Source organism: Nitrosomonas ureae (assembly GCF_001455205.1).
GTDB lineage: Bacteria > Pseudomonadota > Gammaproteobacteria > Burkholderiales > Nitrosomonadaceae > Nitrosomonas > Nitrosomonas ureae.
Genome location: NZ_CP013341.1, coordinates 2,081,496 through 2,100,194 on the forward strand (window position 1 = coordinate 2,081,496; position 18,699 = coordinate 2,100,194).

An 18,699-nucleotide genomic window follows, 5' to 3' on the forward strand; every position below is an offset into this window, starting at 1 on the left:
AGTTTTATTAATCCAGATTTATTGACAATTTTTTATTGAGGGGAAGACTATGCGGTATTTGCAATTTACTCTATTTATTGTGTTTTCTTTGTTGATGACAATGGGTGTTCTTGCGAATGACCCAAAGAATGATAAACCCATGAGTCATGAAGAGATGATGGAAGTTTATACTAAGTTAGCCACACCTGGAGAACCACACAAATTGTTTGCAAGTCTTACAGGCAGTTGGACAACCAAGACGAAAGAATGGATGGATCCACAGAAACCGGCTGTAGAATCAACCGGATCTGTGGATATCAAGCTACTGTTAGGCGGCCGTTTTCTTCAGCAGGAAATCACGGGTAGTATGCATGGAAAGCCATATTCGGGTATCTGGACTGTTGCGTACGATAATCTGCTCAAACAGTATGTTTCGACATGGATCGATACCATGAGTACGCAAATCTTCATTATGAACGGTACGGCGAATGCGGATGGCAAGACCATTACCTTGACAGGGCAGCATGCTGAAGTAGGTGGGGGATACATGGCACATCGTGCCATTTGGAAAATTGTGGATGGTAATGCACAAGAATTTATCATGTATGGAACTCATCATGGCGGTGATGAAATGAAAATGCTTGAGGTTATTTATACTAGAAAATAACAGCTTGCATCGTATGGCTCGGAAAATTTGCTTGCGATACCTCAGTAAGGTAAGTCCTCGGTTTTGCCGGAGGACTCGCCGAGGTTTGACCTATGCGACGGTCATTGAGAATCTTTTGTCTTGGCCAAGAGAAGGAGATTCAAGATGAAAGAGTATCAGGGTTTGACCCACATAAAATGGATTGTAAGTTCCAGATGGTATTCATTCCGAGGAAGTGTAGAAAGCGGATATTTGGGGTGTTACGCAAGCATCTGGGCGAGATTGAGGGCCAAAGGCTACAATCGAATAAATTGAATGTTTAGCTGCTATTTCTGGGCAGCTCGTGGCTTGTGAGGTACCTCTGAGGCGCTCACTTAATAAGCCTCCAGTTTTGTCGCAGGTGATTTAACTCTACTGCTTCTGCACTCAAGCCCCATGGACAAGCACAGCAGCAGGTCAGGAATCTTCAATGCCGACCAGGTTGCTGAAGGAGGGTGAAAATCGTTAATTTGATTTTAAATCAATATGTTATTAATTGAATTTGGAAATGAACTTAGGAAAGTGTCCGGTTTTATTTGGTCAGAGCAGTTCAGTTTATTTCATTTTTCTCATTTGCTCTTGTTTAATAATATAGCGCTGTATCATAGCTTCCATGTTTGCTGCTAGATTAATAAATTGACACCCTGCGCGCATACAATTTTGCCCATTACGTAAAGTGATTTCGTAGGTGTTTTTTACTTGGATAGTAACGTTAATAGTACCAATCTCTGGAAGCATGATTTGGCAATTGTCATAAATTATTCCTGGGTCAAAATTGATAATTGGATGTTGATCAATGACCGCAGTACCGCCACAACTTATATCCAGGAGTGCGACCTCAGCTTTAGAAGTCGTTGTGTTTTTACCGGGTATTGGAATAGCACATTTAAGTGGCTTTACGATAGGGGTGGATATACGAAAATGATTTCTTCTTTGTATGCGTAGGAGAGTTTCTGGGATATTAACTACGAATGCATCTTTATTATTGAAGTAAATTTTCTTGATTTGATTACAGACGAACTCTATTTTTACTCTATTTTGCGTGGTGACAAAAACTAATTCTTTGGAATTGAGAGCTTTTTGGCAATGCTTCTCATTGATGCCATAATCAATGACCATTTCTTTCCTGTCAGAGTTTATGGCTAGAATCGATGTCAGTATAAAATCACTTTCATAATCGGGATAAAGTGTAATTAGTGAATCCGCTTGCATGATTCCGCGAAGTATAAAGAGAATATCAATTTCCGAGCGGATGCGGAATTTCTCATTTTTTTCATCAGAGAATAGTGTAGTCGGTTCTAATACCTCATATGTTTCAGTTTCCTGATTAGGTGCAAGCATTGTCAATTTCCCTCCAAAGTTTGTTGTGCGGTCTCGCTGCTAAGACTGTTAGCAGTCACAAGGGTTGTTTCTGCTTTTTCCAGGCGATAAAGCCACGCAAGTAATTCAGCGACTGCGACATAAAGCTGTGGCGGAATGCGGTCATCAAGATTTACTTGCATCAATAATGCAACTAGTTCACTTGATTCATGAACATAGATATTTGCTTCTTTAGCACGCCGTATAATTTCTTGAGCAATGAGACCACGGCCTTTAGCAATTACTTTAGGTGCGATTTGTCCTTCCCGATAAGCAAGCGCTACAGCAGTGGAGTAAGAATCATTTGTTGTCATTGTATTGAACTTCTACTGTTTTGATAGTTAATCCTGCAGATTGCATATCTGTCGTAAGCAGAGATCGATTATTTTTTAATAAACTAGTCGCGTCTACTTGCGATGTTTCTATTTTAATATTAATACCTTGAGCGTTAACTAACAGAGTGGCAGTAATATCTCCTAATTGTGGCAGTGATAAGTGAAGCTGTGTACGCCACTGTACTGCATGATCGGATTCACTACTCTTACTTTTATCTTTAGAGTGTTCATAAATTTCCCACTCCATCGATTGTCCATGCCAAACTTCGCCTTGCCAGAAGAGATGCCCGGTTTCCAGTGTATTTAGCTGTTGTTGCACTAATGACATAGTCTGAGCATGCGTTGGTATTTCAGGATTTAGCGAAGCTGAAATTGCTGTTTTAGTCATAGATAACTCAGTTATCGCTACTAGTAATTTACCTTGTGGTTCTTGTTGTAAATTTTCCAGTGTATTTTCTCCATTAATCCATTGAGCCTGATGCGATTCATAGAATAAACCACTTTGGATAATTGCTTTTTGCAATAAACCGGGTAATTCAGTGCTATTTGTTGGTGCTCCATTCAGAATTGGAGAAGAGCTTGTTAAGGATTGGATGGCATTTGTTGAGGCATGTTTTAAAGTATGATGCATTAGAAGATCGATAAATCGCCCAGTGGCGCTTATTGAAGTGATATTTTCCTTTGATTTTATAATGGCTTCATCGAGAATGAGGAATTTTAGGTTTGGTTGGTGAGAAATAAAAACTAGTTCTATTTTATTGCCGGGTTGAAATTTTACTGGTAAATCTATTTGAAGTAGTTTGTTATTAACCAATACTCTGGAGTTTCCGTTAGGTAAACGCGCTTCAATGAATGCCTGATATTTTTGACCTTGTTCAAATTTGCTAGAAGAGTCTTGTGAATCAAGAAATGTTGTTACGGGTGTTACCGGTGATACAGATTTTATCTGAGTTAGAGGCGTGATTAAATCAGCTTTGATTATGATTGGATTCACGACAGCTTATGTTTGTTGGCCGTATTTATCCGATAAGAGCAACATATTTTTATTCTTGACTTGAATTTTTATATATTGTTAATAGGCTGATATGTTTGCTGGAGATTGCGTGTACGCTTATTGATGCTGAGCATTTCCTGTAATCTTGCCATCCATGGTTCAATAATTGCCCGAATTTGAGCATCGTTATCCAATATTTGGTGAATAATTTTTATTTTTTGTTGTTGTAGTTCCTTATCTAGTGGAGGCTCTGTATCATATCTTTTGAGACTATCGGTTAGTTTTCTGCATTCTTGTTCTAATGATACTAATTGATCCCATTCGCTATTTTGTGCAGCAGTCAGCATTTTCTCGGTTTTTGCTAAAATGGTATTGTAGATTATAATCGTATGTGCATTGTCCATTCTTTTACATATCCTTTTTTGTTACAGAGTCTTTGATTAGAGAGCGATTGCTTTTACTATAATTTTCGCCTCATTGGATTCTCCGATTTCTTTCCAGGCGGTATATAGTTCAGATAAGAGCTTATTTACTTCATCTAATATTTCAATGTTATTTTGAATGTTAGCTACCAATAATCGATGTGTCATGTAATTATAAAGTGCTTGAAGCTTGATTGCTAAATCACCACCCGCTTTCATATCGAGGCAAGCACTTAGACCCTCGTCAATTATGGTTATGGCTTTCGAAATCATTTGCCCCTTTTCAGCTATTTCGTTACGCTGCATATGCATTCTAGTTTTTGCTAGAGCTTCTTGTGTGCCTTCAAATAACATTAAAATAAGCTTGTGTGCATCAGCTGATTCAACACCCGTTTCAACTCCAACGCGTTGATAGGTGGATATTGCATTTGTTGTGAAAAACATTTTGTATTCCTACCTCATAAATATTAGTGATTTTTAGTTATTAGCATTAGCACCGGGTAAACTAGATAGTTGCTGTGCCAAGAACTCACTGGTTTGCTTCATACTCGCAATTGTTGTATCTAAAGCTGTAAATTGGGTGCGAAATCGTTTTTCTACAATTTCCAGACGACTGCCCAGCGCTTCGCGTTGTTTATTTATATCCTTGATAGATGTGTTAATGCCATCCATGCGGCCGTCAATTAAGCCATTGTTTTCAAGCATTCCATCAATCATTTGATCCAGTCTTACAGCAAAGCCATCTGTTGCAAATAACGATGAGACATCCTTGGCAGGATCATTCAATGAAGCATTTAGCTTGCCGTTATCTAACAATAGTGTGCCGTCTTTTTGGAAGCTGATGCCGACTTGCGATAGTGTATTTAATTCTCCTGCAACACTACTTTGTAAGCTTGAATTCAATATACCTCGCAACTGGGTTTGCACTGCTCGTACTGTTGAGTCTCCAGTCAGAATAGATGCTTGTTGGTTGACTTGGTCGTAATTAGACAGGCTAGCGATGGTTTTTTTGCAGCTCGTTATATGCATTCACAAACGTACTAACTGCAGTCTGTACACTTGTTGTATCCTTCGTAATTGATAAGCTGGTAGTTGTCCCAGGATTTTCTCTGAATAAATTGATTGTCATCCCTTGCAATGCATCGGTGATGGTGTTGGATGGCTTGGTAATGGTAATTCCATCTATTACTAAGGTAGCATCCCGTGCTGTGACGGTTTCAGACATGTTTGCTGTACCACCGGTTGAGGCATCATAAGCAAGTTTTGATAAGCCATTGTTATCAATATTGTTTAAATCATCGTCACCGACTGTGATTTTTAAGGCGTTACTCAAACCAGAATCATTGGAGGATAAAACCAGTCGATTGCCGTTGCCGTCGTTGACGATACTTGCAGTAACGCCGATACTGGCTTTATTTATTGTATCCCGTATATTTGCAAGAGATGTCTGATCTGGTTCAATAGTGATTGACGCAGACGCTTTTTTTAAATTCTCAGTGAATGTACCATCTACGTTATAGGTACCAAACTCAATGGTTAGCGTACCACTGCCGATAATATCACTGGGTGATGTAAAAGATTCTGATTTTATTTTCTGCGCTTGTGCGAGGGTTTGTACTTCGATTTGATGCGCACCTATTTCTGCACTGGATGTTGCGCTAACAGAAGCGATCGTAGAATCAACAATCGATGCTTTAACACCTGTGAACAAAGACGAATTGGTTAATGTTTTAACAGTACCCTGGAAAGTGGATAGTGCACTTTTTAAGTTACCATAGGCGGAGAGTTCAGCTTGCTGTCTTGCTTCTTTCGTGCTTAGCTGCAGGAGTGGCCGTTGCTCGATTGCCATGAGCTGACTAATAATTCCGTTGATATCTAGTCCTGAACCAAGACCTGGTGATGAGATCATGTTGTATTCCTCTATTTAATTCTGCAACAAAATTACATCAGGCATGGTCGTTAAATAAAGCGCCATGGATCTTGCTGAGGGCGCGTGCTATGTCAATCACTTCTTCAGTTGGAATTTGACGGACTATTTCATCGGTTGTGGCGTCCATAACTCTAATTACTGTCTTGCCAGAATCTTCGTCTATAGAGAATTTCAAATTTTGTTGCACGGCTAGCGAAAATTTTTCTATCTTACCAACAGCTTCATGCAATTGATCAGTATCTGCTGTGATAGATTCTGCTATTTGGCTAGGAATATTTTCATTGCTGACCAGATTTGTCGAGGATTTGTTCGTAATCGAGACAGGGTGAAAAGTTGTAGATAGAGAAGCAATATTGTTCATGCTTCCTGTTGAATTGGTGATCATGCTAAATCTCCTTCTATAACAGATGAGTATGGGGTAGTTACTATACAATCCGTAAGCTACCCCAAAGTCATTTTCAGATGCTCGCTTATCTCAATAACGATAAGACATTGTTGGGTAATTGATTGGCCTGTGCCAACATCGCTACACCAGCCTGCTGAAGAATCTGAGATTTTGTTAGATTTGCCGACTCAGCAGCAAAGTCTGCGTCTCTAATCCGAGAGCGCGAGGCTGATAAGTTTTCCGAAGTAGACTGCAAATTCGACATCGTGCTTTCAAGGCGGTTCTGCAGAGCACCGAAGTTAGCGCGTTGACTATTGACTGTGCTCAGAGCAGCATCGACAATCGATAGGGTGCGTTGTGCTGCATCATACGAAGTGACATCTACTGCATTGGTAGCTTGCAACTGTGCGCCGTAAGTACCAGCTGCCGCTGTGCCAGGAGCTGAAGCATCTTGAAAGACATCGGCAACGGCTGTTGTAACACTAAAGGACTGAGCGGAATCAAGCGTCACTTTACCAGTGTACCAAGCACCGTTGCCATTAGTCCATACACCTGTGGTTGCATCGAGTCCGCCACCGGCAAGTGTATCTGCTAGAGAGTCAGCTGTATTTGTATCACCGTCGAGAACTGCTATGTCGGAGACGGTGATATCAATTGCAGTTCCAGTGTTGTCATAGGAATTGTTCAAGATGCGAAGGTCATTGCCGTTTGCATTGCTCAGCTTAATTGCCCAGTAACCATCTTCTGTTTGCACAGCCTCAGCGGTGAATCCTGTTTTAGCAGAAGCATCATTAAATGCCTTAACTGCTGTACTCAAGTAGCTTCCGGAATCGACATCCGATGCATCATCTGATCCACCAGTTTTAAATGAGATCGTCGTATATTTTGGATCAACCGTATTTGCATTGGTCGGGTCTGAATAATCGGTTGAGATTGCAAAAGAATAAGTGGTGTTTTGCTGGAAACCAGCACCACTTCCGGTATCTGCGCCAAGTACCACTTCAGTGGTAGCAGAAGCATTTACGCCGCTGCCAGTCTTGTTGATCGAACTGGCAATTTCTGCTGCACTAGCACCTGCACGGTAATACACATCGAAATTTCCAGAGGAAGTGGAAATTCTGAAGTCACCTGCGGCCGCAGCACCGTTGATACCGGATGTGTCGCCAGTTGTTCCGCTAACCAGCACCGCATTACCGACTGCGTCGCTATTGGCGCCGATTGTTCCCGCGACGAGGTCACCAACACCTCCTGAAGTAAAGGCAGCTAGGCCACCGATACGATAGTTGCCGAATGAATTGGTTTGAAAATTACCCGATGAAGCAGAGATAGTTTGATTGGCGTTGGCGCCTACTTGAAGGTTGAAGGTGCCGAAAGAGCCATCGAGCAAATTCATTCCGTTAAATTGAGTTTGAGTAGCGACACGTTGAATCTCAGAGGTTAGTTGCGTGACTTCAGCTTGAAGCGCTGCACGATCACTCGCGGTGTTTGTTGCATTTGATGCCTGTACCGATAATTCACGAATGCGCTGTAAGTTGTTACCGATTTCAGTCAATGCTCCTTCAGCTGTTTGCGTGAGTGAAATACCGTCATTGGCATTACGGTTAGCTTGATTCAATCCGCGAATTTGTGTCGACATTCTTTCAGAAATCGCCAAACCAGCGGCATCATCTTTAGCACTATTGATTCTCAATCCAGAAGATAAACGTTCTAAAGAAGTGTTCAATGATGACTGTGATGAATTAAGGTTACGTTGTGCAGTCAGTGAAGCAATATTTGAATTTATAACCTGAGACATTTGGGTTCTCCTATTTACATTTGGCATTATTGCCAGTTGGTTTTTCCGCGATCCTGGAAGGAATAAAAACCTTGGGCGGATTAATCTTTAATTTAAATTACGGTGGTGACTTCCTCGCAATCCAACAAGAAAGGCAAGCACCGTTGATTGCAGTTATCGGAGATCATTCTGAAAAGTTTAGGATTTTACTTTTGTATTCTTTACCTAATCGTTTGGTTAATATCAGCTATTCGTGTTATAAATGTTTTTTATAAAATTATCGAGTGAAGTAGAATTCATAAAAAAATTCAGATAATTAGTTTTGTAACTTAACTCTTTGGGTTATATCGGCTTCATTCAATGAGGTGCTGAGATGGTCAATGAAGAAAAATTAAAAATATTGCTGATTGAACATTCTGCAGAGGATGCTGATGTGGTTTTGAAAATACTTTCACAAAGCGGTTTTCGAATAAACTATCAGTGTGTCACTACGACCGAGGATTTGCAGGAAGCGCTGAAGATACAGGACTGGAATGTAATTCTATCCGATTATGCGTTGCCACGATTTAATGCATGCGATGTGATCAAATTGATAAAAAATCAAGGATTGGATACTCCATTAATTATTATTTCGAGTAATGTCGGTGAAGAGGCGGCTGCATCCATCATGGCTTTGGGCGCATATGATTTTATGATGAAGACCAATCTTGCTAGATTAGTACCGGTAATTAGACGTAGTTTGCGTGAGGCAAATAATTACCAGCGGTTTATTACTGCTCAAACTGCATTGCAAAAAAGTGAGGCACTTTTCCAAGCAATTACATCTAATCTTCCCGGAGTAGTGTTTCAGTTTCAGTTGAGCAGTAATGATCAAGCTAGTTTTCCATATGTCAGCGATGCAAGCGAGACACTACTGGGGCTATCTCCCCAGAAGTTAATGAGTAATCCGGAGCTTTTCCCGGAATTAATTTTAGCTGAAGACAAAGAATCCTATTGTCAACTAATGATGACATCTGCCGAGCAACTTTCAACCTGGAATTGGGAGGGCTGCATTCAAGTTAAAGGAGATAGCGATATTAAATGGATTAGTTTACGCGCAACACCCAGAAGAATGCTTGATGGAGTCATGTTGTGGGATGGCATTATGATAAATATTACTCGCAATAAATTGGCGGAGCGAGAAATTACACGTTCGCGTGAACAGTTGGCCGAGCTATCTTCATATTTACAAAAAGTTAAAGAGCAGGAGCGGGCTCGAATCGCGCGTGAAATTCATGATGACATTGGTGGAACATTAACTGCCATTAAATGTGAGTTATTCCCTTGTATGGATAAAACAGCAAGAAAGCTAGAATTTTATCAACAGAAAGCAAAATCTATTGAATTACTAGTGGACCGGGTAATCGACAGTACTAGACGAATTTCACTTGATTTGCGCCCGGGAATTCTTGATTGTGGGATTGTTGCCGCTGTGCAATGGCAGGCAAAAGAATTTAGTGATCGTACCGGTATTGTTTGCAGAGTATCCTGCGACAATGATGAAATATCTTTAGATGCGGACTTGGCGATAGCAATTTTTCGGGTATTTCAGGAAACGCTGACAAATATTTCCAAACATGCCAATGCTTCACGCATTCAGGTGAAGCTTGTTGAATTGGAAGGCTTGGTTTTACTTGAAGTGATAGATAACGGATGCGGAATTACTGAAATTGATATGAAGAAGCAAGATTCGTTTGGAATACGAGGAATGCGTGAACGATGTCTGCAATTAAAGGGAAATTTCCATATTTCTGGAGAATCAGAAAAAGGAACTAGGGTGACTATTTTGATACCGACTGGGGATTCGGAATGTCATTCTGAGCAATCATATGATTTAAATAATAAATTTAAAGAGTTCTCCCAATCAGAGTCTGTTAGGAAGAGAAAGCAAATTTCTCTGCTTTAAATCTCATCAGGTTACATTCCCCGCCACTTGCGGTAGGGTTCTTTATTAGCTGGAGGTATGCACATGATTAGTGTGATGATTGCCGATGATCATGCAATCGTTCGTCAAGGTTTGAAACAAATACTCAGTGAGACCGATGATATTAAAGTGACTGGAGAGGCGGAAACGGGTTTCCAAGCGATCAAAATTGCGCGGCAGCAGGATTTTAATGTGATGTTATTGGATATATCACTGCCAGATAGGAATGGTATTGAGATTTTGAAGCAGGTAAAGAAAGATAGACCAAGTCTGGCAGTACTAATGCTTAGTATGCATAATGAGCACGAGTTTGCTGTTCGTGCATTAAAGGCGGGTGCATCAGGTTATCTGAATAAACAAAGCGCGCCCGCGCAGTTAGTAGTGGCTATTCGGCAGGTTGCTACGGGAGATAAGTATGTTAGTCCTGTTGTCGCGCAAGAACTTGCTAATATTATTAACTCCGATACCGATAAGCCCCTTTATGCCACTTTATCTGATCGTGAATATCAAACGTTGTGCTTTATTGCAGCAGGTAAAACTTTGTCTGAAATATCATCCGAGATGTTTCTGAGTCCCAAAACAGTGAGTGTTTATCGTGCACGATTACTCGAGAAACTCAAACTGACAAACAACTCCGAGATAATTCGCTATGCAATAAAAAATAAATTAGTTGATTGACATAGTTAAGGGTGTGACTACAATCAGCTGAATATTAAGTTAGTTCTAATCGAGCAGCGAAAATCTCAAGGCTTGCTTCCGAGTCGGGATATTTCTTTATTGATCAATTCTTTCCTGGAGTACACGCCAGAATCTGCTACCAGGTAATGGTAATCGCTTCACTTTTAGTTGTGTCTAACAGCAAAGATTATGCAGCAGTTGCTAACAATTGTTTGGATGGAACTCTACTTTTGACCCGTTTTGTGGTTTGTCAATAAAAACTATTAATAGATACTTTTTCAGAAGCGATTAATTCAGCTTCTTTAACTGTATGGTTAAGTCATCGAGTTTTTTGTTAAATGTAACTAGGCGTTCTTTTTCCTGTGTAACAACTGTGGCTGGTGCTTGTTTTACAAAGCTGGGATTGGAAAGTTTAGTTTGTGCTTTGGATACTTCTGCCTGAATGCGGGTAATTTCCTTGGATAAACGTTCGCGTTCCGCTTCCACATTTATCTCGATTCTCAGCATTAATTTGAAATCTCTGACAATTGCCACAGGAGCATCTGCAGCAGGTAATCCACCCGCTTGAATTTCTATATTGGATAATTTAGCTAATGCAAGCAAGTAGGGTGAGTATTCTGTCAATATTTGCGAATCACCCACGGCAAGAAGTGGTACCTTGAGTGCGGGTGATAGTTTCATTTCACCGCGCAGGTTGCGGCAAGCATTGATTATTTCTTTGAGCAACAAAATATCTTCAATGGATTGTTGATTGATTTTTGTTGTATTTGCAATCGGGTAGGGCTGGCACATAATACTCGCACCTTGTTTTCCTGCAAGCGGTGCGATTTTTTGCCATAGTTCCTCGGTAATAAATGGAATGATCGGATGTGCGAGCCGTAGTATGGCTTCCAATACGCGGACTAAAGTTCGGCGCGTTGCGCGATGAATCGAATCCTGTTGACTGTTTAATTGCGTTTTTGCCAGTTCAACATACCAGTCACAGTATTCGTCCCAAACCAATTCGTAGATTTCGCGTGCCAAGAGATCAAAACGATACTGGGTAAATGCCAGTTCGATCCTTTGTTCCGTTTGTTGCAAGCGACTGATGATCCATTGATCGGCTGCAGAATAGGATAGCGGTAATGATTCATCCAACCCGGTATCTTTGCTTTCACAATTCATTAGTACAAAGCGTGTCGCATTCCACAGTTTGTTGCAGAAATTCCGGTATCCTTCACAGCGCTGCAAGTCGAATTTGATATCACGTCCGTGTGAAGCCAGGCTGGCAAATGTGAAACGCAAGGCGTCGGTTCCAAAAGCCTGAATGCCTTCGGGGAAGTGTTTGCGGGTATTTTTCTCAATCGACTCGGCTTGCTTTGGATTCATCAATCCGGTTGTGCGCTTGGCGATCAAATCAGGTAGGGTAATGCCATCGATCAGATCCAGAGGATCCAGTACGTTCCCTTTGGATTTGCTCATTTTCTGACCTTCGGCATCTCGGATCAGGCCAGTAATATATACTTCCTTAAAAGGTATTTTGTTGGTGAAATGTAATGACATCATCACCATGCGTGCTACCCAGAAGAAGATGATATCGAATCCCGTAATCAGTACCGAAGTTGGCAGAAACGTTTTGAGTTCCGGGGCTTCATCCGGCCAACCCAAGGTGGAAAATGGCCAGAGCGCCGATGAGAACCACGTATCCAGCACATCGTCATCTTGTTTTAGATTGCTGCTGCCGGAAAGTTTTTGCGCTTCTTCCAGATTATGCGCAACGGTGACGTTACCATCTTCGTCATACCATGCCGGAATACGGTGGCCCCACCACAATTGGCGCGAGATGCACCAGTCTTGAATATTTTCCAGCCATTGATTGTAAACATGCGTCCAATTGTCCGGCGTGAACTTGATTTCGCCCTCGGCAACGGCTTCTAATCCACGTTTAGCCAGACTATCCATAGCGACATACCATTGATCAGTCAGTATCGGCTCGATGATGGTATGGGTGCGATCTCCTCGGGGAGCCATCAGTTTGTGAGGTTTGGTCTCAACCAGAAAGCCTTGGGCGTCCAGATCGGCAATGATTTTTTTTCTAGCATCAAAACGATCCATACCTTGATATTCTACCGGAGCCAGATCATTGATTTTTGCATCCAGGGTAAAAATGTTGATCGGAACCAGATGATGCCGTTGTGCAACCAAATAGTCATTAAAATCGTGAGCCGGAGTAATTTTTACACAACCGGTACCAAATTCCAGATCGACATAAGAATCTGCAATAATTGGAATAGTGCGCTCACACAGCGGTAGTCTGAGATGCCGTCCGATCAGGTGTTGATAACGCGGATCATCGGGATGCACGGCGACGGCCACATCACCCAGCATGGTTTCTGGGCGGGTGGTGGCGACGATTAAAGCGTTCGCTTGTTCTGCGTCGGAATCATCCGCTTGTTCCAATGGGTAGCGAATATGCCACAACGAGCCATTTTCTTCTGTTGCTACGACTTCCAAATCGGAAACGGCGGTTTGCAAGACAGGATCCCAATTCACCAATCGCTTACCGCGATAAATCAGTCCTTCACGATACAAGCGAACAAATACTTCGGTAACTGCGCGTGATAGCCCATCATCCATGGTAAAACGCTCGCGTGTCCAATCACAAGAAGTACCCATGCGCCGCATTTGCCGGGTGATGGTAGAACCGGATTCTTCTTTCCATTGCCATACCCGTTCTAAAAATGCTTCCCGACCCATTTGCTGACGCTTGATGTTCTGCTGATCCAGTTGACGCTCAACTACAATCTGCGTGGCAATGCCGGCATGATCAGTACCTGGCTGCCATAAAGTATTGTACCCCCGCATGCGATGATAGCGCGTTAACGCATCCATCAAGGTATGCTGAAATGCATGCCCCATATGCAATGTGCCCGTAACATTAGGAGGTGGCAGCATGATGCAATATGCGGACCGATTTTCATCGGTAGCAGGCTTGAAATATCCAGCTGACTCCCATTGGGAATACCAACGATTTTCAATATGCTTGGGGTTAAAGCTTTTTTCGAGATCCATGAAATTTAAAGGGTGTAAATGTGACTAGTAAAATCGCCATTATAGCGGATGGCATACCGTGCGTATGACAAGAAACACGGGTTATTTAGGACCAGTCGACAATCTCTATTGCTATACAGGTGCGGGCGTGCCTTATATTATTTATAACGATTATTTGATTTGATTAGTCAAACGGACTTCCAAAGCGTTTGCCAATGCTTTTTTATTCAGCGTATCCATTTCAATATTCGCATCTCTTAGTGCGGCATCGAGTATTAGTTGGATCGGTGTGAGGCGTGCTGGCTGTGGTTGAATTACGGATGGATGCAGTACCACTACGTCGCTTAATAACGGTATTGCACTTGCATCCATGGATGATCCTGTTTTGTCGGCATGCTGCGCGCTTGCGGTGAGCGTTACGTTACTTATTGCCGGTGTAATTTTACCTTGACTCTGATATTTGTTGAGTAAGCTGCGAAATTTCTCCAGTATTGCGGCATCATCAAAATCGATGACAGGTTTATTTTCATCCATGATAGAAGAAACAGCTGTTAGTGTGGTTCGGATTGATCGTTTAAATGATAATGCTGTATCTCGTAACCGGCATTCTTATAGAAGCGGTAACGTTCGCGCGCTGCCAGCTTATCCTCATGAGAAGTGCCTGCGATCTCGATTAAGCGGTCGAATTGATCGAATAAATGCGGAGATCGGTCATGCAGATTGATTAACACGTCAAACCGGGGGTTAACTTGAATTTGCTCACTCAGAATCACCGGCGTTACGCTAACTAATTTAGCATCGTCCAGAATATTACAATGTGGAATAAAGCTGGTGGATGAGAATGTCCATAGTAACTGATCTAGCTGGTCCAACAATGTTGATGCAGGCACGTAAATCAATACTCTCATATGTTGCTGTATTGCTTTGGCACAAAGCCGACACGTTGTTTGCAATTTATTGTTTGATCCCGAGTAGAAAAGAATCTGTGTCATAGCAATCAATGCATTGAATTTATATGGAAAGAATCTTAGTTAGAGATCTTTGATTGCGTAATTAGGAATTGCGTTAATAACGGTACCGGTCGGCCGCTTGATCCTTTATCTTTACCTGATTTCCAGGCCGTTCCTGCAATATCCAGATGCGCCCAGCGGTATTTCTTAGTAAATCGGGATAAGAAGCAAGCCGCTGTGATGGTTCCTGCAGTTCTTCCGCCGATATTGGCGATATCTGCAAAATTGCTTTTCAGCAGATCCTGATATTCATCCCATAAAGGCAGTTGCCAGGCGCGGTCAGCGACTTGTTCCCCGGCAGCCAATAGTTCTTGCGCAAGCTTGTCATCATTACTCATCAAGCCAGTGGTGAGATTACCTAATGCAATCACGCAAGCACCCGTCAAAGTGGCGATGTCAATCACCATTTTGGGGTTATAGCGTTCGGCGTAGGTTAATGCATCGCACAAAATCAAACGCCCTTCTGCGTCGGTATTCAGAATTTCAATAGTTTGCCCGGACATGCTGGTTACTACGTCTCCAGGCTTTGTGGCTTTACCGCTAGGCATATTCTCGGTTGCAGGAATGATACCGACCAGATTGACCGACAATTTCATTTCGGCAACTGCAAGCATTGTGCCGAGTACGCTACCGGCTCCGCTCATGTCGAATTTCATTTCATCCATTTCGGCAGCAGGCTTGAGCGAAATGCCACCAGTATCAAAAGTTACTCCTTTGCCGACTAAAACAATGGGGTCTTCTTTTTTACTCAGTCCTTGATATTCCAGCACAATTAATTTTGCCGGTTGTTCGCTACCGCGAGCAACAGCGAGGAAAGAGCCCATACCCAGTTTTTCCATATCCTTTTCCTCTAATATGGATGCTTTGAGCTTATGCGTTTTGGCGAGATTCTTGGCTTGCGTGGCAAGATAAGTAGGGGTGCAGATATTCGGTGCCAGATTACCCAAATCTTTAGTGAGATTCATACCATGAGCAATAGCCAGACCTTGTTGCATGGCCTGTTCACATGCGATCAACTCTGACCGGTTATCGATACATAATAATATCTTGCGTAATTTTCCCGGATTGTTTTCCGGTTTGCTTTTTAGCTGATCAAACTGATACAAGCTATTGATTGCAGCAATAACGGTTTGGGAGATCTTCCACTCATTTGCACGTTCTTTAATGGGGAAATCAGATAAAAACAGCATGACATCAGTTACCGCTGTTTTTTGCAAAGTACTGAAAATGGAATTGATCGCTCCTAAAAATGTTTTTTCCTTAAATTCCTGTTCCTTTCCTAATCCAATCAGTAAGATTCTTTTAAAGTGTGTGCCCGGAACATTATGAAGCAGCAGTGAGGTATTTACTTTTCCATCCATATCACCTGACGTAAGTATGCTTTTAATATACCCTTGTGTAATTTTGTCCAATACTTTTGCCGATTCAGTCATCTTTCTTGATTCGAAAATTCCGATTACTGCACAGGCACCTCGCTGCTTCTCCGGGGTTCCAACTTTAATTCCAAAATCCACGTTTGACTCCTTTATCAAGAATGTTCTTTTGAACAATTAATTAGCTTGGCTTTTATTCGGTTAATTGTCTTATAACCGCTTTGTTCCAAATAATCAAAATAATTTCTACGATAATCTAACAGCATACAACTTGATTGGAAAATGAGCGCCTGATGAGAACCAAGAAGTATGGTGAATAATTTGATAAGTTATAATAGATAATCCTTGTAGAAATAAGCAAATATGCTATGTTATATATTATAATGAAAATATAATCAGTATGTTATTCAATAGTATATAAGTATTGTATAATAATAAGGGTGGTAAGTGATTGATGATGTATTGAAAAGAAGATTAAATTTTTGTACAACGTTGCCGAGTTTGCCTGCGGTCGCTGTCAAAATAATTGAACTGGCGAATGATCCTGATGCCGATATCGGAGCGGTTTGTCAATATATTTCATTGGATCCGGTGCTTTCTGCAAAATTACTTCGAACTGCCAATACACCATTATATAAATCCCGCCGGATCGCAACAAATATCCGGCAAGCTGTCAGCATACTGGGTACGCATACCGTGCTTGTTATTGCTCTATCTTTTTCCTTAACGAATTCCCTAATCAAAAGTCCATTATCGAGCCAGAGTTCCATTTTTGATAGCAATATTTTTTGGCGCAGGTCGATAGCTTCAGCGCTAGCGAGTCGTGCACTTGGAGAAAAGCTTGAATTGAATTTTCTGGATGATTTATTTCTAGCAGGTTTGATTCAAGAGATCGGTATCCTTGCATTTTGGATCATTATGCCAGAAGAATATGGAGCGGTTTTTGCCTCGACTACTGATCATGATACATTGCTCAATAACGAGCGCGAGGCGTTTGGTGCCGGGCACGATGAATTAGGTTATGCTTTGCTCAAAAAATGGCACATCCCTGATTACATTGCGTTATCTTGCATTAATAGTCACAGTCAACCGGAACCGAAAAACTTAGGCCCAACCTTGCAGGCATGTTTAGCGGTTTCTCGTTACTTAGCGGATTATTTTTTGTATCCCCATGATGCTGACAAAATAACCGCTTTAAATCAAGCAGCACAAAACTGGCTTGGATTTGATACAGACGTACTCATTGAGGTTATCAAGATCATGGAAGTGGAACTGAATGCTGTTGAAGATTTGTTTGAAATGACGCTGCATGATTCTTCAGAAGTCAACGGGATTCTGGCTGAAGCGAAAGAATTGTTGATGATCCATAGTCTATCAAGAATCAAAGACCTGGAAGATAAGTCGCAGCGCGATGGATTGACAGGTGCTTATAATCGCACGTATTTTGATGAAACATTACGGCGAGAGTTTAATCTGTCAACACAATATAATTTGCCGTTGACAGTTGCAATCATTGATCTTGACCATTTTAAGCATGTTAACGATACATACGGCCATGTGGCAGGGGATTATCTTTTGGCCACTGTAGTGAAAACGATTTTTGACCAAATCCGCCAGGATGATACGTTGAGTCGTTATGGTGGTGAGGAATTTGCTTTAATTCTTCCCGGAACGCCGCTCTCTGCTGCAAGGAATCTCATTGCCAGGCTAAAAGATTCGGTTGCCGCAATCTCGTATAAATTTGATAGCAACAGCATTATCCATATCACTGCTTCAATTGGAGTTGCCTCATATTATGAAAATGCCGCATCTTTCCATGATGCAAAAGACTTAATTAAAGCTGCGGATTCTGCACTTTATGCGGCTAAGCATGCGGGGCGTAATCAAATTATTGAATGGAGCCCCAGCTAGGATCACTATTTTATGAATCTAATCCTTCAAGGACTGGAAGTTAATAACAGCGACTTACGGTCTGTTGCAAAACTAGCCCATGCGGATGGAATTGAGCGGATTACCGGTCAAGCCTTTCGTTTGACAAATGCGACATATTCCAATGATATTCCTGAGTATTGTTTGCACTCGGAATTGGATTTTGCGTTTGTAAAACCCGAACAAAAATTGTCGGATATTAAATTAATTGTAATGGACATGGATTCTACGTTGCTAGCAATTGAATCCATTGATGAGATTGCTGATATGCAAAATTTCAGGCCTGAGGTTTCAGCGATTACACTGCAAACGATGCGGGGGGAAATAAGCTTTGAAGAAAGCCTGACGCGCCGGACCTGGTTATTGCGAGGTTTGCATCAAGATGCATTGCAGAAAGTCTATGATGAGCGAGTCAGGCTTAGTCCCGGTGCCGAGAAAATGCTGCAACAAGCGAAGAGGTGCGGGATAAAGACAATGGTGCTTTCTGGTGGTTTTACATTTTTCACCGAACGGATTAAGGAAAAATTGGGACTTGATTTTGCGGCTGCCAATGTATTGGAGATTGAAAATAATAAGCTGACCGGAAAAGTAGTGGGAGAAATTATTGGTAGGGAAGGAAAGGCGCAGGTATTAAAACAGGTGCGCGATAACCTTGGACTGAAACGTGAACAGATCATTGCGATTGGAGATGGCGCAAATGATCTGGGTATGATGGCTGAGTCCGGGATCAGCATTGCCTATCATGCCAAACCCATTGTTCAACAACATGCAACGTATTCGATTAATTATGTGGGTTTGGATGGCGTGATCAATCTATTCGCATGAATCTCCAGATTCTTCAGCGCAATAAATG

The 18,699-nt window shown here is 41.7% G+C and carries 18 protein-coding genes; 5 read left to right on the top strand and 13 right to left on the bottom strand.

Annotated features, from left to right (window positions below; all coding sequences use genetic code 11):
• Positions 1 to 49: 49 nt before the first annotated feature.
• On the top strand, positions 50 to 646 hold the full coding sequence (locus tag ATY38_RS09520; protein ID WP_062559092.1) for a DUF1579 domain-containing protein: 597 nt from the start codon (positions 50 to 52) through the stop codon (positions 644 to 646).
• Positions 647 to 1,219: 573 nt separating this feature from the next.
• Here ATY38_RS09520 and ATY38_RS09530 read toward each other — a convergent pair.
• The 9 genes from ATY38_RS09530 to ATY38_RS16880 all read right to left on the bottom strand — a co-directional run bounded on the left by ATY38_RS09530 (position 1,220) and on the right by ATY38_RS16880 (position 7,884).
• The gene (locus tag ATY38_RS09530) at positions 1,220 to 2,005 is read right to left on the bottom strand and encodes a flagellar brake protein (RefSeq protein WP_013648086.1); all 786 of its coding nucleotides are present in this window, start codon (positions 2,003 to 2,005) and stop codon (positions 1,220 to 1,222) included.
• A 2-nt stretch (positions 2,006 to 2,007) separates the two neighbouring features.
• Positions 2,008 to 2,337, bottom strand: coding sequence for an EscU/YscU/HrcU family type III secretion system export apparatus switch protein (locus tag ATY38_RS09535; RefSeq protein WP_062559094.1), 330 nt, complete (start codon positions 2,335 to 2,337; stop codon positions 2,008 to 2,010).
• Positions 2,324 to 3,352 (bottom strand): flagellar hook-length control protein FliK, encoded by a 1,029-nt coding sequence (gene fliK, locus ATY38_RS09540; protein ID WP_062559095.1) that lies wholly within the window; start codon positions 3,350 to 3,352, stop codon positions 2,324 to 2,326. The genes ATY38_RS09535 and fliK overlap by 14 nt, the downstream gene beginning before the upstream one ends.
• A 68-nt stretch (positions 3,353 to 3,420) precedes the next feature.
• Positions 3,421 to 3,756, bottom strand: a complete 336-nt coding sequence (locus ATY38_RS09545) for a flagellar protein FliT (RefSeq protein ID WP_062559096.1) — start codon at positions 3,754 to 3,756, stop codon at positions 3,421 to 3,423.
• A gap of 36 nt (positions 3,757 to 3,792) precedes the next feature.
• Positions 3,793 to 4,218 carry a flagellar export chaperone FliS gene (gene fliS, locus ATY38_RS09550; RefSeq protein ID WP_062559097.1) on the bottom strand — a complete coding sequence of 142 codons (426 nt, stop codon included), beginning with the start codon at positions 4,216 to 4,218 and terminating at the stop codon, positions 3,793 to 3,795.
• A 33-nt stretch (positions 4,219 to 4,251) separates the two neighbouring features.
• Positions 4,252 to 4,803: a flagellar filament capping protein FliD gene (fliD, locus tag ATY38_RS16780; RefSeq protein WP_250635665.1), complete on the bottom strand. Its 552-nt coding sequence runs from the start codon at positions 4,801 to 4,803 to the stop codon at positions 4,252 to 4,254.
• The gene (gene fliD, locus ATY38_RS16785) at positions 4,769 to 5,683 is read right to left on the bottom strand and encodes a flagellar filament capping protein FliD (RefSeq protein ID WP_250635666.1); all 915 of its coding nucleotides are present in this window, start codon (positions 5,681 to 5,683) and stop codon (positions 4,769 to 4,771) included. The genes fliD (ATY38_RS16780) and fliD (ATY38_RS16785) overlap by 35 nt, the downstream gene beginning before the upstream one ends.
• Before the next feature lie 37 nt (positions 5,684 to 5,720).
• Positions 5,721 to 6,089 carry a flagellar protein FlaG gene (locus ATY38_RS09560; RefSeq protein WP_235590242.1) on the bottom strand — a complete coding sequence of 123 codons (369 nt, stop codon included), beginning with the start codon at positions 6,087 to 6,089 and terminating at the stop codon, positions 5,721 to 5,723.
• Positions 6,090 to 6,174: 85 nt separating this feature from the next.
• Positions 6,175 to 7,884 carry a flagellin N-terminal helical domain-containing protein gene (locus tag ATY38_RS16880; RefSeq protein WP_062559098.1) on the bottom strand — a complete coding sequence of 570 codons (1,710 nt, stop codon included), beginning with the start codon at positions 7,882 to 7,884 and terminating at the stop codon, positions 6,175 to 6,177.
• Between the two features lie 352 nt (positions 7,885 to 8,236).
• On the opposite strand from ATY38_RS16880, the gene ATY38_RS09575 reads away from it, so the two are divergent.
• Positions 8,237 to 9,808: a hybrid sensor histidine kinase/response regulator gene (locus tag ATY38_RS09575; protein ID WP_062559100.1), complete on the top strand. Its 1,572-nt coding sequence runs from the start codon at positions 8,237 to 8,239 to the stop codon at positions 9,806 to 9,808.
• A 63-nt stretch (positions 9,809 to 9,871) separates the two neighbouring features.
• Positions 9,872 to 10,504: a response regulator gene (locus tag ATY38_RS09580; RefSeq protein ID WP_062559101.1), complete on the top strand. Its 633-nt coding sequence runs from the start codon at positions 9,872 to 9,874 to the stop codon at positions 10,502 to 10,504.
• A 288-nt stretch (positions 10,505 to 10,792) separates the two neighbouring features.
• On the opposite strand, the gene ATY38_RS09585 is transcribed toward ATY38_RS09580, so the two are convergent.
• The 4 genes from ATY38_RS09585 to ATY38_RS09600 all read right to left on the bottom strand — a co-directional run bounded on the left by ATY38_RS09585 (position 10,793) and on the right by ATY38_RS09600 (position 16,058).
• Positions 10,793 to 13,555, bottom strand: a complete 2,763-nt coding sequence (locus tag ATY38_RS09585) for a valine--tRNA ligase (protein WP_062559102.1) — start codon at positions 13,553 to 13,555, stop codon at positions 10,793 to 10,795.
• Between the two features lie 150 nt (positions 13,556 to 13,705).
• Complete coding sequence (locus ATY38_RS09590; protein WP_062559103.1) at positions 13,706 to 14,068, bottom strand: hypothetical protein; 363 nt, start codon at positions 14,066 to 14,068, stop codon at positions 13,706 to 13,708.
• A gap of 17 nt (positions 14,069 to 14,085) precedes the next feature.
• A complete protein-coding gene (locus tag ATY38_RS09595; protein WP_062559104.1) occupies positions 14,086 to 14,526 on the bottom strand; it encodes a DNA polymerase III subunit chi in 441 nt (146 codons plus the stop codon).
• A gap of 35 nt (positions 14,527 to 14,561) precedes the next feature.
• Entirely contained in the window at positions 14,562 to 16,058 is a 1,497-nt protein-coding gene (locus ATY38_RS09600; protein WP_062559105.1) for a leucyl aminopeptidase, read from the bottom strand.
• Between the two features lie 306 nt (positions 16,059 to 16,364).
• On the opposite strand from ATY38_RS09600, the gene ATY38_RS09605 reads away from it, so the two are divergent.
• Together ATY38_RS09605 and serB are read left to right on the top strand one after the other, a co-directional pair.
• Positions 16,365 to 17,828, top strand: a complete 1,464-nt coding sequence (locus tag ATY38_RS09605) for a sensor domain-containing diguanylate cyclase (RefSeq protein ID WP_062559106.1) — start codon at positions 16,365 to 16,367, stop codon at positions 17,826 to 17,828.
• Positions 17,829 to 17,840: 12 nt separating this feature from the next.
• Positions 17,841 to 18,671, top strand: a complete 831-nt coding sequence (gene serB, locus ATY38_RS09610; RefSeq protein WP_062559107.1) for a phosphoserine phosphatase SerB — start codon at positions 17,841 to 17,843, stop codon at positions 18,669 to 18,671.
• Positions 18,672 to 18,699: the final 28 nt, after the last annotated feature.

Coding starts and splice junctions, on each gene's coding strand:
- serB (WP_062559107.1), top strand. CDS start 17,841: ATGAATCTAATCCTTCAAGGACTGGAAGTTAATAACAGCGACTTACGG.
- ATY38_RS09535 (WP_062559094.1), bottom strand. CDS start 2,337: ATGACAACAAATGATTCTTACTCCACTGCTGTAGCGCTTGCTTATCGG.
- ATY38_RS09595 (WP_062559104.1), bottom strand. CDS start 14,526: ATGACACAGATTCTTTTCTACTCGGGATCAAACAATAAATTGCAAACA.
- ATY38_RS09585 (WP_062559102.1), bottom strand. CDS start 13,555: ATGGATCTCGAAAAAAGCTTTAACCCCAAGCATATTGAAAATCGTTGG.
- fliD (WP_250635665.1), bottom strand. CDS start 4,803: ATGCATATAACGAGCTGCAAAAAAACCATCGCTAGCCTGTCTAATTAC.
- ATY38_RS09530 (WP_013648086.1), bottom strand. CDS start 2,005: ATGCTTGCACCTAATCAGGAAACTGAAACATATGAGGTATTAGAACCG.
- ATY38_RS09590 (WP_062559103.1), bottom strand. CDS start 14,068: ATGGATGAAAATAAACCTGTCATCGATTTTGATGATGCCGCAATACTG.
- ATY38_RS09545 (WP_062559096.1), bottom strand. CDS start 3,756: ATGGACAATGCACATACGATTATAATCTACAATACCATTTTAGCAAAA.
- ATY38_RS09560 (WP_235590242.1), bottom strand. CDS start 6,089: ATGATCACCAATTCAACAGGAAGCATGAACAATATTGCTTCTCTATCT.
- ATY38_RS09575 (WP_062559100.1), top strand. CDS start 8,237: ATGGTCAATGAAGAAAAATTAAAAATATTGCTGATTGAACATTCTGCA.
- ATY38_RS09580 (WP_062559101.1), top strand. CDS start 9,872: ATGATTAGTGTGATGATTGCCGATGATCATGCAATCGTTCGTCAAGGT.
- ATY38_RS16880 (WP_062559098.1), bottom strand. CDS start 7,884: ATGTCTCAGGTTATAAATTCAAATATTGCTTCACTGACTGCACAACGT.
- fliD (WP_250635666.1), bottom strand. CDS start 5,683: ATGATCTCATCACCAGGTCTTGGTTCAGGACTAGATATCAACGGAATT.
- fliS (WP_062559097.1), bottom strand. CDS start 4,218: ATGTTTTTCACAACAAATGCAATATCCACCTATCAACGCGTTGGAGTT.
- ATY38_RS09520 (WP_062559092.1), top strand. CDS start 50: ATGCGGTATTTGCAATTTACTCTATTTATTGTGTTTTCTTTGTTGATG.